Source organism: Isoptericola sp. NPDC056573 (assembly GCF_042793335.1).
Lineage (GTDB): Bacteria > Actinomycetota > Actinomycetes > Actinomycetales > Cellulomonadaceae > Isoptericola.
On sequence record NZ_JBHTUY010000009.1, the window covers coordinates 84,352 to 97,782 of the forward strand.

Annotated in this window: 11 protein-coding genes; 2 read left to right on the forward strand and 9 right to left on the reverse strand. The window is 73.2% G+C overall.

Annotated features, from left to right (window positions below):
- Positions 1-200: 200 nt before the first annotated feature.
- From ACFQ8E_RS16135 to ACFQ8E_RS16165, 7 genes are read right to left on the reverse strand one after another with little or no spacing between them, the layout of a single operon-like run.
- Positions 201-1,703: an NAD-dependent succinate-semialdehyde dehydrogenase gene (locus tag ACFQ8E_RS16135; RefSeq protein WP_430551584.1), complete on the reverse strand. Its 1,503-nt coding sequence runs from the start codon at positions 1,701-1,703 to the stop codon at positions 201-203.
- Positions 1,700-2,539: an aldolase/citrate lyase family protein gene (locus ACFQ8E_RS16140; protein ID WP_430551585.1), complete on the reverse strand. Its 840-nt coding sequence runs from the start codon at positions 2,537-2,539 to the stop codon at positions 1,700-1,702. Before ACFQ8E_RS16140 ends, ACFQ8E_RS16135 begins: the two co-directional genes overlap by 4 nt.
- The gene (gene hpaH / locus ACFQ8E_RS16145) at positions 2,524-3,333 is read right to left on the reverse strand and encodes a 2-oxo-hept-4-ene-1,7-dioate hydratase (protein ID WP_430551586.1); all 810 of its coding nucleotides are present in this window, start codon (positions 3,331-3,333) and stop codon (positions 2,524-2,526) included. Before hpaH ends, ACFQ8E_RS16140 begins: the two co-directional genes overlap by 16 nt.
- A complete protein-coding gene (hpaD, locus tag ACFQ8E_RS16150) occupies positions 3,330-4,484 on the reverse strand; it encodes a 3,4-dihydroxyphenylacetate 2,3-dioxygenase (protein WP_430551587.1) in 1,155 nt (384 codons plus the stop codon). Before hpaD ends, hpaH begins: the two co-directional genes overlap by 4 nt.
- Positions 4,485-4,509: 25 nt before the next feature.
- Positions 4,510-6,036 (reverse strand): 5-carboxymethyl-2-hydroxymuconate semialdehyde dehydrogenase, encoded by a 1,527-nt coding sequence (gene hpaE, locus ACFQ8E_RS16155; RefSeq protein WP_430551588.1) that lies wholly within the window; start codon positions 6,034-6,036, stop codon positions 4,510-4,512.
- Positions 6,033-6,746 carry a GntR family transcriptional regulator gene (locus tag ACFQ8E_RS16160; protein ID WP_430551589.1) on the reverse strand — a complete coding sequence of 238 codons (714 nt, stop codon included), beginning with the start codon at positions 6,744-6,746 and terminating at the stop codon, positions 6,033-6,035. Before ACFQ8E_RS16160 ends, hpaE begins: the two co-directional genes overlap by 4 nt.
- Positions 6,743-8,242: a fumarylacetoacetate hydrolase family protein gene (locus ACFQ8E_RS16165; RefSeq protein ID WP_430551590.1), complete on the reverse strand. Its 1,500-nt coding sequence runs from the start codon at positions 8,240-8,242 to the stop codon at positions 6,743-6,745. The genes ACFQ8E_RS16160 and ACFQ8E_RS16165 overlap by 4 nt, the downstream gene beginning before the upstream one ends.
- Positions 8,243-8,315: 73 nt before the next feature.
- Here ACFQ8E_RS16165 and ACFQ8E_RS16170 point away from each other — a divergent pair, with 73 nt between their 5' ends.
- Entirely contained in the window at positions 8,316-9,698 is a 1,383-nt protein-coding gene (locus tag ACFQ8E_RS16170) for an MFS transporter (protein ID WP_430551591.1), read from the forward strand.
- Positions 9,699-9,717: 19 nt separating this feature from the next.
- On the opposite strand, the gene ACFQ8E_RS16175 is transcribed toward ACFQ8E_RS16170, so the two are convergent.
- Together ACFQ8E_RS16175 and ACFQ8E_RS16180 are read right to left on the reverse strand one after the other, a co-directional pair.
- Complete coding sequence (locus ACFQ8E_RS16175; protein ID WP_430551592.1) at positions 9,718-10,587, reverse strand: peptidoglycan-binding protein; 870 nt, start codon at positions 10,585-10,587, stop codon at positions 9,718-9,720.
- A gap of 103 nt (positions 10,588-10,690) precedes the next feature.
- Positions 10,691-11,395, reverse strand: a complete 705-nt coding sequence (locus ACFQ8E_RS16180) for an IclR family transcriptional regulator (protein WP_430551593.1) — start codon at positions 11,393-11,395, stop codon at positions 10,691-10,693.
- A gap of 130 nt (positions 11,396-11,525) precedes the next feature.
- Here ACFQ8E_RS16180 and ACFQ8E_RS16185 point away from each other — a divergent pair, with 130 nt between their 5' ends.
- Positions 11,526-13,418: an FAD-dependent monooxygenase gene (locus ACFQ8E_RS16185; protein ID WP_430551594.1), complete on the forward strand. Its 1,893-nt coding sequence runs from the start codon at positions 11,526-11,528 to the stop codon at positions 13,416-13,418.
- The last annotated feature ends 13 nt before the right edge of the window (positions 13,419-13,431 follow it).

Sequence of the window (13,431 nt, forward strand, 5' to 3'; positions counted from 1 at the left end):
CCCTCGCCGCGTTGGTGCGGGCGCCCGGGGGGGGGGGACTCGTGGGGGTCTCCCCCGGGGGTTTGTCCCCATTCGGCGGTGTTTTTTCGCGCCCCGGCGAGGTAGTCGACTACCTCGCCGGGCCTCGAACTACCTCGCGGGGATCCGGACTACCTCGCCGGAGCCCGGACTACCTCGCCTGAGCCCGGACTACCTCGCGGTCAGAGCGGCATGCCGACGTACTGCGTCTCCTGGTACTCGGCGATGCCCTCGAAGCCGCCCTCGCGGCCGGTGCCGGACTGCTTCATGCCGCCGAACGGTGCGGCCGCGTTGGAGATGACGCCGGCGTTGAGGCCCAGCAGGCCGAACTCGAGCCGCTCGGCGAACGCGAGCCCGCGGCGCACGTCCCCGGTGAACACGTACGACGCCAGCCCGTACTCGGTGGAGTTGGCGAGCTCCGCCGCCTCGTCCTCGGTGGCGAACGTCGCGACCGGGGCGACGGGGCCGAAGATCTCCTCCGTCATGCAGCGGGCGTCCGCGGGGACGTCGCGCAGCAGCGTCGCGGGGTAGAAGTGGCCGGGGCCGTCGGGGCGCTCTCCGCCGACGACGACCTGCGCGCCGCGCGCGACGGCGTCGTCCACCAGCGCCGCGACGGAGTCCACGGCCTTCGCCTCGACGAGCGGGCCCAACGTGGTGCCGTCGTCCAGGCCGTTCCCGACGACGACGGCGCGGAAGCGCTCGGCGAGGCGGGAGACGAACTCGTCGGCCACGGACTCGTGCACGTAGAACCGGTTGGCGGCGGTGCAGGCCTCGCCGCCGTTGCGCAGCTTGGCGGCCATGGCGCCGTCGACCGCGGCGTCCAGGTCGGCGTCCTCGAAGACGACGAGCGGGGCGTTGCCGCCGAGCTCCATCGACGTGCGCAGCACGTTCTCGGTGGCGGAGCGCAGCAGCGCCTGCCCCACCGGCGTGGAGCCGGTGAACGACACCTTCCGCAGCCGCGGGTCGGCCATCACCGGCTCGCTCACGGCCGAGGCGGAGGCCGACGGCACCACGTTGAGCACACCGTCGGGCAGCCCGGCCTCGACCATGAGCTGCGCGAACAGGAGCGACGTCAGCGGGGTGAGACGGGCCGGCTTGAGCACCATCGTGCAGCCGGCGGCGACGGCGGGCGCCACCTTCCGGGTGGCCATCGCGAGCGGGAAGTTCCACGGCGTGATGAGCAGGCACGGGCCCACGGGCCGGCGCTGCACGAGCATCCGCAGCGAGCCCTCGGGGGTGCGGGCGTAGCGGCTGTCGTCGTGGGTGGCCTGCTCGGCGAACCAGCGCAGGAACTCGCCGCCGTACGTGACCTCGCCGCGCGCCTCCGCGAGCGGCTTGCCCATCTCGAGCGTCATGAGCAGCGCGAGGTCCTCGCGCCGCTCCTGCACGAGGGCGAACCCGCGGCGCAGGATCTCGGCCCGCTCCCGCGCCGGGGTCGCGCCCCACGACGCCTGCGCCGCCGCGGCGGCGTCCATCGCGGCCCGGGCGTCGTCACCCGTCGCGGAGGCGACGTGGGTCAGGGTCTCCCCGGTGGCCGGGTTCTCGACGGCGAACGTGCCGCCGTCGGACGCGTCGCGCCACGTGCCGCCGACCAGCAGGCCCGTCGGGGTGCTGGTGAGGAGCTCGGCCGCGCGCTCGCGCGGGCTGGTCGAGCTGGTCGGAGATGTCGGAGTGGTCGTCGTCATCGGGTTCCACCGTCCTTCGGCTGCGGGGTCGTGGTGCGGGAGGCGACGCGCGCGGCGAGCTGCTCGGACCCGCGCGCGATCAGGGTGACGTCGGCGCCGACGACGACGTAGGCCGCCCCGGCGTCGAGGTAGCGGTCGGCCATGGCCGGGTCGAAGGCGTTGACGCCCACGGGGGTGCCGGCGGCGCGGCAGGCGGCGATCGCGCCGAGCACCGCGTCCACGACCTCGGGGTGGTCCTGCCGGCCCAGGTGGCCGAGCGACGCGGCGAGGTCGGCGGGGCCGACGAGGACGGCGCCGACGCCGTCCGTGCCGGCGATGGCGGCGGCGTCGTCGATCGCGGCGCGCGTCTCGAGCTGGACGACGAGGGTGATGCCGTCGTCCGCGCCACCGAGGTAACCGGGCACCCGGGCCCAGCGCGACGAGCGGGCGAGCGCGCTGCCGACGCCGCGCACGCCGGCCGGCGGGTACCGGACGGCGCGGACGGCGGCCTCGGCCTCGGCGGCGGAGTCGACCATGGGCACCAGGACGTTCGTGGCGCCGAGGTCGAGCACCCGCTTGAGGCCCACCGGGTCGCCGGACGGGACGCGCACCAGCGTCGCGACCGGGTATGCGGCGGTGGCCTGGAGCTGGGCGAGGACGTCTCTGAGGTCGTTGGGCCCGTGCTCGCCGTCGACGAGCACGACGTCGAGCCCGCTGCCGGCGAGGAGCTCCGCGGCGACGGGGCTGCCCATCGAGGACCAGGCACCGACGAGGGGGCGTCCCTCGTCCGCGGCCTCGGCGAGCATCGCGGCGAGCGAGCGGTCGGTGGTCGGTCCGTCGGTCAGACGAAGCGGCATGTCACGGCCCCCAGGGTCCCGTAGTCGGCGTGCACGGTGTCGCCGGGGTGCACCCACGTGGGGCGGGTGAACGACCCGGCCAGGACGGTCTCGCCGGCGGCGAGCGAGTCGCCGTGCGCCGCCAGCTTGTTCGCGAGCCAGGCGACGCCCGCGGCGGGGTGCCCCAGCACGCCGGCGGCGACGCCCGTCTCCTCGATGGTCTCGTTGCGGTACAGCAGGGCGGACACCCAGCGCAGGTCGACGTCGTCGACCCGCACGGGCCGCCCGCCCACCACCATGGCACCCATGGCGGCGTTGTCGCTGATGGTGTCGACGATGGTGCGTCCCGGCATCTCGACGCGCGCGTCGAGGATCTCCAGGGCCGGCACGACGCGGTCGGTGGCGCGCAGCACGTCGGTGACGGTGGTCCCGGGGCCCTCGAGCGGCGACGCGAGCACGAACGCCAGCTCCACCTCGACCCGCACGTTCGAGTACCGGGCGTGCTCCACGACGCTGCCCGACTCCAGCACCATGTCGTCGAAGATCACGCCGTAGTCCGGCTCGGTGATGCCGGTCGCGGCCTGCATGGCCTTCGACGTCAGGCCGATCTTGTGCCCGACGACGCGGCGGCCGCGCGCCTCCCCGCGCTCGCGCCACGTGCGCTGCACGGCGTACGCGTCCGCGACCGTCATCCCCTCGTGCCGCGCGGTGAGCAGCGGCACGGGGGTGCGGGTGCGGTCGGCCTCGGCGAGCTCGTCGGCGACGGCGACGACGGCGTCGTCGTCGAGGGTGCGCTCGCCGTCGGCCCCCGTCACAGGGTGGCTCCCAGCTTGAACCCCTGCACGCCGCCGCCGTCGGCGTCGTCCCGCCGGGTGTAGGAGAAGCCGTCGGCGCCGACGGTCACCTCCATCTCGGAGTCGTCGGTGCGGGCGACGACGGGCTGCGGGTTGCCGTCGAGGTCCAGCACGAGGGACGCCTCGGTGTACCAGCTCGGCACGACGGGGTTGCCCCACCAGTCGCGGCGCTGGTTGTCGTGCACGTCCCAGGTGACGACGGGGTTGTCCGGGTCGCCGGTGTAGTAGTCCTGCGTGTAGATCTCGACGCGGTGCCCGTCGGGGTCGCGCAGGTACAGGTAGAACGCGTTCGAGACGCCGTGCCGGCCCGGACCGCGCTCGATGGCGTCGGAGCGCCGCAGCGCGCCGAGCTTGTCGCAGATGGCGAGGATGTTGTGCTTCTCGTGCGTCGCGAACGCCACGTGGTGCATGCGCGGGCCGTCGCCGCCGGTCATGGCGGTGTCGTGCACGGTGGGCTTGCGGCGCATCCACGCCGCGTAGACCGTCCCGGCGTCGTCCTGGATGTCCTCCGTGACGCGGAAGCCCAGGTCCTGCATGAACTTCACGGCCCGCGGCACGTCCGGGGTGACCTGGTTGAAGTGGTCCAGCCGCACCAGCTCGCCGGGGGTGTGCAGGTCGTAGCGCCACGACAGCCGCTCGACGTGCTCCGTGGCGTAGAAGAACTCGTACGGGAAGCCGAGCGGGTCGACGACGCGCACCGACTCGCCGATGCCCTTCGTGAAGCCGCCCGGCTCGCGCCGCACCTCGCAGCCGAGCTCGGTGTAGAAGGCGACGGCCTTGTCGAGGTCCTCCGGCGTGCGCACGCGGTAGGAGAAGGCGGCGACGGCGGCCACCTCGCCCTGGCGCAGCACCAGGTTGTGGTGGATGAACTCCTCGGTGGAGCGCAGGTAGATGCTCTGCTCGTCCTCCTCCGTGACGTACAGGCCCAGCACGTCGACGTAGAACACGCGGGAGGCCGCGAGGTCCGTGACGACGAGCTCCATGTACGCGCAGCGCAGGATGTCGGGCGCGGGGCTGGACGGCGTGGCGATCGGGTGGTCCGAGTGGATCGGCGCCTCCTGGCTCACGTAGAAGCCGGAGGAGGTGAGGGTGCGGTCGTTGAGGTGCGTCATTGCAGCGTCCTAAGGGGAGGGCGGTTCACTTGCCGAACGTGGGGTTGTGGACCTTGCCGAGCGTGATGTGCACGGCCTGCTGGTCGGTGTAGAAGTCGATGGAGCGGTACCCGCCCTCGTGGCCGAGGCCGGACGCCTTGACGCCGCCGAACGGGGTGCGCAGGTCGCGCACGTTGTTCGAGTTCAGCCAGACCATCCCGGCCTCGACGGCCTGGGAGAAGTTGTGGGCCCGCTTGAGGTCGTTGGTCCAGATGTACGCCGCGAGCCCGTACTTCACACCGTTGGCGAGCTCGAGCGCCTCGGCCTCCGTGTCGAAGGGCGTGATCGCGACGACGGGCCCGAAGATCTCCTCCTGGAAGATCCGGGCGTCGGGCTTCACGTCCGCGAAGACCGTGGGGGCCACGAAGTTCCCCGTCTCGAAGCCCTCGGGGCGCCCGCCGCCGGCGACGAGCCGGCCCTCGGTCCTGCCCAGCTCGACGTAGCTCATGACCTTGTCGAAGTGCTCGGGGTGCACGAGCGCGCCCACCTCGGTGTCCTTCTCGTGCGGGTACCCGACGCGCACGCGCTTCGCCTGGGCGGCGTACCGCTCGACGAACTCGTCGTAGACGGCGCGCTCCACGAGGATGCGCGAACCGGCGGTGCAGCGCTCGCCGTTGAGGGAGAAGACGCCGAAGATCGTCGCGTCGATCGCGGCGTCGAGGTCGGCGTCGGCGAAGACGACGGCGGGGGACTTGCCGCCGAGCTCCATCGACAGGCCCTTGAGGTACGGGGCCGCGTTGCCGAAGATCAGCTGGCCCGTGCTGCTCTCGCCGGTGAAGGAGATGAGCGGCACGTCGGGGTGCTTGACCAGCGCGTCGCCGGCCTCCTCGCCCAGGCCGTTGACGAGGTTGAACACGCCCTGGGGCAGCCCGGCCTCCTCGAAGATCCCGGCCCACAGCGACGCGGACAGCGGCGTGAACTCGGCCGGCTTGAGCACCACGGTGTTGCCGGTGGCGAGCGCGGGGGCGAGCTTCCACGACTCGAGCATGAACGGCGTGTTCCACGGGGTGATGAGCCCGGCGACGCCGATCGGCTTGCGGTTGACGTAGTTGATCTGGCGGCCGGGCACCTTGTAGGTGTCGTCGGCCTGCGCCACGACCAGGTCCGCGAAGAAGCGGAAGTTCTCGGCGGCGCGGCGCGCCTGGCCGAGGGCCTGCGTGATCGGCAGGCCGGAGTCGAAGGACTCCAGCTCGGCGAGGCGGGCGTCGCGCGACTCCACGAGGTCGGCGATCCGGTGCAGCACCCGCGAGCGCTCCCGGGGGAGCATCGTCGGCCACGGGCCCTCGGTGAACGCGCGGCGGGCGGCGGCGACGGCGGCGTCGACGTCGGCCTGCTTGCCCGCGGCGGCCCGGAGGTAGGTCTCGTTCGAGACCGGGTCCAGCACGTCGAAGGTGGCGCCGTCGACGGAGTCGACGAAGCGGCCGTCGATGTAGTGCCGGATCGCGGTGGGTAGGTCGGCGGGGCGGTGCCCGTTCCTGGTGTGGGTGCTGGCATCCGGTGCATGGCTGGTCATCGCTGGACCTCCGTGGCCTTGTGGGACAGATGGTGGGACGCCTGGCGGGCGAGCACGGCGTCGAGGGTGGTGGTGCGGTGGCGGCGGGCGGCGAGCTCGACCTCTTCCGGGGTGGCGTCGCCGGCCTGGAGCCGCACGACGAGGTCGAGGATCCGGTCGTGCTCGGCGACGGACTCCCGGGCGCGGCCGGGGACGAACGAGAACGACGAGTCGCGCAGCACGGTCATGCGCCGCCAGCCGCGGTGCACGAGGTCGAGCACGTGCGGGTTGGGGCACGGCTCGAACAGGACGGCGTGGAACTCGAGGTTGAGCTCCGTGAACCGGTGCGGGTCGAAGTCGGCGAGGCACTCGCGCATCCGCTCGTTGACCGCGCGCGCGGCGTCGAGCTGCGCGGCGGACAGGTGCGGCGCCGACAGCGCGGTGGCGAAGCCCTCGACCAGCGCGAGCGTCTCCATCGTGTGCTGGTACTCGGTCTCCTTGATGAGGGCGACCTGGGCGCCGACGTTGCGCTCGAACGTCACGAGCCCCTCGGCCTCCAGGCGGCGGATCGCCTCGCGTACCGGCACCACGGACATGTCGAGCTCGCCCGCGAGCTGTGCCAGCACCAGCCGGTAGCCGGGCACGAAGCGCCCGTCCTCGATCCGCTCGCGCAGGTACGCGTACGCGCGCTGGGACTTGCTCACGGCGGTCGACGTCGTCGGGACGGTCATCCGGCACTCCCGGCGGTCTCGCGCTCGTACCGTGCCCGCCACTCGGCGTTCATGGGGAACAGCCCGTCGACGGGGGCGCCGGCCGCGACCTGCCGCGCGACCCACGCGTCGGCGGCCTCCTGGGCCTCGGACTCGGCGAGCACCTCCTCGACGAGCGCGGGCGGGATGACGAGGACGCCGTCCCCGTCGCCCACGACGACGTCGCCCGGCTGCACCGAGGCGCCGCCGCAGGCGACGGTCACGTCGGTCTCCCACGGCACGTGCTTGCGGCCGAGGACGGACGGGTGCGGGCCCTGGGAGAAGACGGGGATGCCGATCTCGGCCACGGCGTCGGCGTCGCGCACCCCGCCGTCCGTGACGATCGCGGCCGCGCCGCGCACGTGGGCGCGCAGGGCGAGCACGTCGCCCACGGTGCCGGTGCCGCGCTCGCCACGCGCCTCGACGACGATCACCTCGCCCGGCCCGACGGCGTCGAACGCGCGCTTCTGCGCGTTGAAGCCTCCGCCGTGGGAGGCGAAGAGGTCGGGGCGGAACGGGATGAGCCGCAGCGTGCGGGCGGTGCCGACGAACCGGTCGCCCGGGTGGTTGCCGTGCACGCCCTCGACGAAGACGTCGGTGTAGCCGCGCTTGCGCAGCGCCGCCGACAGCGTCGCGACCGCGACGCCCGCGAACCGCTCGCGGTGGGCGTCCGTGAGGACGAAGGCGGGCTCGGGCTCCGGCGCGGGGGTGGCCCAGGCCTCGGCGCGCTGCGTCTCGTCCACGGCCGGCGTCGAGCCGAAGTCGCCGAACGCGTGCGTCCCGGCGGTGACGGTGGTGACGAGGCGGCCGCTGGACAGTGTCTCCGAGGCGCTGGCGCCGGGTGCCTCCGGGGCGTCCACCTCGACCTCGACGACCTGCCCGGGGCCGACGACGGACGAGCCCGCCGGGGTGCCGGTGAGGATCACGTCGCCGGGCTCGAGCGTGAGGTGCTGGGACAGGTCCGCGACGAGGCGGCCGAAGTCGAACAGGAGCGTGCCGGTGGAGTCGTCCTGGACGAGCTCGCCGTCCACCCAGGTGCGCACCCGCAGGCCCGCGGGGTCGACGGCCGACGCGGGGATCCAGCGCGGGCCGAGCGGCGTGTAGCCGTCGCCGCCCTTGTTGCGCAGGTTGGAGCCCTTGTCGGCGGCGCGGAGGTCGTAGAGGCCGAAGTCGTTCGCCGCGGTGACGGCGTCGACGTGCGACCAGCCGTCGGCGGGGGAGACCCAGCGCGCGGCGGTGCCGATGCGGATCGCGACCTCGCCCTCGAAGGCGAGGAGCTCGGTGCCCAGCGGGCGCTCGATCGTGCCGCCCGTCGCGGCGAGCGACGAGCCGGGCTTGAGGAAGTAGGACGGCTGGTGCGGCGTCCGGCCCCGCTGCGCTGCGCGGGACGGGTAGTTCAGGTGGACGGCGATGATCTTGCCGGGCTTGGGCTGGTCGTCGGTGACCACGGGCACCCCACTGTCGGTCGAGGCTGTCATGTCGTATCTCGGATGATATACGATCTCGCGAACTGCACCACCCCCCGCGGACTGACAGAGAGGTCTTCCGGACATGACCACCGGCATCGCAGCCACCCCCAGCGACACCGAACGTCGCGAGCTCCGACGGGTCGCCTTCGCGACCGTCATCGGCACCACCATCGAGTGGTACGACTTCTTCCTCTACGCCAGCGCGGCAGGCCTGGTGTTCGGCACGCTGTTCTTCGAGCCCGCCGGCCCGGGCGCGGCGACCCTGCTGTCGTTCGCGACGGTGGGGATCAGCTTCCTGTTCCGCCCGCTCGGCGCCTTCCTCGCCGGCCACTTCGGCGACCGGATCGGCCGCAAGGCGATGCTCGTCGTCACCCTCATCCTCATGGGCGGGGCCACGACGCTCATCGGCGTGCTGCCGACCTACGACACGATCGGGATCGCGGCCCCCGCGCTGCTCGTGCTGCTGCGCATCCTCCAGGGCCTGTCGACCGGCGGCGAGTGGGGCGGGGCCGTCCTCATGGCCGTCGAGCACGCTCCCGACGGCCGCCGCGGACGCATGGGCGCGTTCCCGCAGATCGGCGTGCCCATCGGCCTGCTGCTGGCCTCCGGCGTGCTCGCCCTCATGACCGGCGTGATCTCGCCCGGCGACGCGTTCGTCCAGTGGGGGTGGCGCATCCCGTTCCTGCTGAGCGTGGTGCTCATCGTGGTGGGGATCGTCGTGCGGCGGTCGGTCGAGGAGAGCCCGGTCTTCCTCGAGATCGCCGAGAAGAAGGCGGCGGCGAAGACGCCGATCCTCACCCTGTTCCGCAGGCACTGGCTGCTGGTGCTGCTCGCCGCCCTCACGTTCGCGGGAAACAACGCCGCGGGCTACATGACCACCGGCGGCTACCTGCAGAACTACGCGACGACGCCGATCGCCGACGGCGGGCTGGTCGGCATGGACCGCACGCCGGTGCTGCTCGCCGTGGCCGGCGCGTCCGTCGTCTGGCTCGTGTGCACCTTCGCCGCCGGCGCGGTCTCCGACCGGATCGGGCGCCGGAACACCTACATCATCGGGTGGGTGGCGTTCCTCGCCACCGTGTTCCTGCTCTTCCCGCTGGTGAACACCGGCAACCCGTGGCTGCTGTTCCTCGGCGTGTCGCTCTTCGCGATCGGCAACGGGTTCACGTACGGCCAGCAGGCGGCCTACTTCGCGGAGCTGTTCCCGGCGTCGATCCGGTACTCCGGCGTGTCCATCACCTACGCGATCGGTGCGATCCTGGGCGGCGCGTTCGCCCCGACCATCGCGGCCTGGCTCGTGCAGACCACCGGGACGGCGACGTCCGTCGCGTTCTACATCGCGGGCGTCATGGTGGTGGCGTTCGCCGCCACGCTGCTGCTGCGCGACCGCACCGGCATCCCGCTCGGCCCCGAGCACGAGGACGAGCAGGCGGCCAGCCCGATCTACGGGGTCTCGCGGGCCTGACGACGGCGGAGGGGCCCGGTCACCGCAGCTTCTTGCGCACGCTGAGGTACTTGCTCTCGGTGGCCGGGCCCCAGGTGCCGGTGGCGGACACTCCCACCACCCGCTGCAGGGCGGCGACCGCCTTGTCGTGCGCGGCCCGGGACTTCGGGCCCCACTTGCCGTCCGCGGTGACGCCCACCGCGCGCTGCGCCGTCTTCACGCCGTAGGGGAACTTCCCGCCGTGCATGCGGGAGGCGGCGCGGATCGCCTGCAGGCGCTGGTCGGTGCTCGGGCCCCACAGGTTGTCGCGCTGGGCCAGGGGGAAGTGGGCCACCTGCTGCAGCCGCTGCGTCGTGCGTGAGCCCGCCGGCGCGAGCACGGTGCCCCGGCCGTAGTTCGACGTCGTGCCGACGTCGACGTGCACGTGGTTGCGGTGGCTGGCGGCCGACCCGACCGTCCCGTCCCGCGCGTAGATCACGCCGAGGCCCATCGAGTCCGCCACCTTGATGGCGGTCCGCGCCCGGGTGCGCTCCGAGGAGGGCGCCCCGGCGGGGCCGTAGTTGAGGTCCGCCGCCAGGCCGTCGTAGTGCCAGGAGTTCTTGGAGTGCGCCCCGCGGGTCACGCCGCCGTACGACGGGTGCTCGGAGACCCGGAACCCGTAGGCCCGAGCCCAGCTCAGGTAGTGCCGGAGCATCGTGGACGAGCTCTTCTGGCGCCCGATCCCCAGGGCCAGAGGGCCCTCGGCGGGGCGCGCGGCCGCGCCCGAGCGCTCGGGCGCCTGGGGTGTGGCGACCACGGGCGTCGCGCCGAGCGGGGCGAGCAGGACGGCGCAGACGCCGGCGGCCGCGAGGCGTCTGTGCGGCCCGGCGGCGCGGTGGGCGCGGGCGGGGACGGTCGGTCGTGAGCTCATGGCACCTCGCTCCTCGGCGTGACGACGAAGGGCTCCGATGCACCTGGTCGCCCTGGGCCACCATGCATGCGCATCGACGGTTCTGCCAGGCGACCGTGTCCCCTCAGCCGCCGAGGGCCTCCCGCACGGCGCTCGCCGAGGCGGTGAGGCGGGCGGCGATCTGCGCGTGGTCGAGCGGGCTGGCGACGTGCACGACGGCGACGGCGGCTGGCCCGCGACCGCGCAGCGCCAGCGGCACCGCGACCGACTCCAGGCTGGGGATCACCTCGTCGTGGCTGGTGGCGAACCCGCGCTCCGCGGCCTGCGCGACCGTGGCGTGCAGCGCCTCGGGGGCGCCCGCGGGCCACTGCGCGGGCGGGAGCAGCGTGAGGATCGCCTTGCCGGGCGCGCCCACCGTGACCGGGTGCCGGGTGCCCGGGCGCTGCGCCACCGGGGCGACGGCGTGCCGCGGCTCGACGCTGACGAGCGTCACGCACTCGTCGTGGTCGAGGACGGCGAGGAAGCACGTCATCCCCAGCTCGTTCGCGACGGCGGTGAGCTCGGGCAGCGCCTCGGCCTGCAGGTCGTGGGCGACGCCCGCGGCCAGGGCGGCCATCCGCGCGCCGAGCACGACGCCCCCGTTCGTGTCGCGGACCACGAGCCCGTGGTGCTCCAGGGTGCGCAGCAGCCGGTACGCGATCGAGCGGTGCACGCCGAGCGTCGCGGCGACGTCGTCGATGGTCAGGGGCGCGCGGGCGTCGGCGAGGACCTCCAGGATGCGGATGCCGCGGCTGAGGGTCTGCGACGGCGGGGAGCCTGCGTCGGGCATCGTCGTCCTTCCGGTGGGCTACGCTGCATTCAATAGTAGAACGTCGTGTTCGAATATAGAACACAAACGCAGCGAACGCCACGCCCGACACGGAGGTCGAGCGGCGCATCGACGACGATGAGGAGAGCTCGTGCAGTTCCACCACCACGGTTACGTCTCCGGCGACCCGCGGGTGCTGCCGCCCGCCGGCACGGGCGTGGACCGGCCCGACGAGCTGCCCGACGAGGTCGACGTCCTCGTCGTCGGTTCGGGGCCGGCGGGCATGCTGCTCGCGGCGCAGATGTCGCGGTACCCCGGCGTCACGACCCGCCTCATCGAGAAGCGCGAGGGGCGGCTGGTGCTCGGTCAGGCCGACGGCATCCAGCCGCGCAGCGTCGAGACGTTCGACGCGTTCGGCTTCGCGGAGCGGATCGTCGCCGAGGCCTACAACATCGGCTGGATGAACTTCTGGGGCCCGGACCCGGAGAACCCCCGGAACATCGTGCGCACCTCGCGCACCGAGGACTACGGCCTCAAGATCAGCGAGTACCCGCACCTCATCGTCAACCAGGCGCGCGTGCTCGACTACTTCGCCGAGGCCGCCGCGCTGGGCCCCGCCCGCATCGTGCCCGACTACGGCGTCGAGTTCGTCGGCCTCACCGTGCACGACGGCGACGAGCACCCCGTCGAGGTGCGCGTCCGGCACGTGGGCGGCGAGCGCGCGGGGGAGGAGCGGACCGTCCGCGCCAGGTACGTCGCCGGCTGCGACGGCGCCCGCAGCGCGGTGCGCGAGGCGATCGGCCGCAAGCACGTCGGCGAGTTCGCGGCGCACGCCTGGGGCGTGATGGACGTGCTCGTCAACACGGACTTCCCCGACTGGCGCACCAAGTGCGCGATCAACTCGGAGGCCGGGAACATCCTGCTCATCCCGCGCGAAGGCGGATACCTCTGCCGCGTGTACGTGGACCTCGGCGAGGTCGCCGCGGACGACCACCACCGGGTGCGCAGCACGCCGGTCGAGGAGATCGTCCGTCGCGCCAACGAGATCCTCACGCCCTACGCCCTCGACGTGAAGGAGGTGGCCTGGCACAGCGTGTACGAGGTCGGCCACCGTGTCACGGACAAGTTCGACGACGTGCCCGACGGCGAGGAGCACCGCATCCCGCGCGTCTTCCTCACCGGCGACGCCTGCCACACCCACAGCGCCAAGGCCGGGCAGGGGATGAACGTGTCGATGCAGGACGGGTTCAACCTGGGCTGGAAGCTCGGGTCCGTGCTCACCGGCCTCAGCCCCGAGTCGCTCCTCGCCACCTACTCGGCCGAGCGGCAGCCCGTCGCGCAGCAGCTCATCGACTTCGACCGGGAGTGGTCGAGCCTCATGGCCCGCAAGCCCGAGGAGATCTCCGACCCGCAGGAGCTGGCCCACCACTACCTCGCGACGTCGGAGTTCCCCTCCGGCTTCATGACGCAGTACGGGCCGTCGTCGATCGTGGCCGGCGGCGCCCGGCAGGAGCTGGCCACCGGGTTCCCGCTCGGCAAGCGGTTCAAGTCCGCCGAGGTGACGCGGGTGTGCGACGGCAACGCCGTGCACCTCGGCCACCACGCCAAGGCCGACGGCCGGTGGCGGGTCTACGCGTTCGCCGACGCGGCCGCGCCGGGCGAGGGCTCCGCGCTGGCCGCGTGGGCGGCCTGGATGGCGTCCTCCGAGTCACCTGTCTCCCGGTTCACGCCCGAGGGGGCCGACGTCGACGCTGTCCTCGACGTCAAGGTCGTCTACCAGCAGGGCTTCCAGGACGTCGACCTCGCCGCCGTGCCCGGCGTGTTCCTCCCGCGGACCGGCCCGCTGGGCCTCACGGACTGGGAGAAGGTGTACGCCGCCGGGCCCACCGTGTGGACCGCGGACGACATCTTCGCGGAGCGCGGGCTGTCCCGCGACGGCGTGGTCGTCGTCGTGCGCCCCGACCAGTACGTGGCGCACGTGCTGCCCCTCGACGCCACCGACGAGCTGGCCGAGTTCTTCGCCGGGGTGTTCGTGGGCCGTTGACGACCAGCCGGCC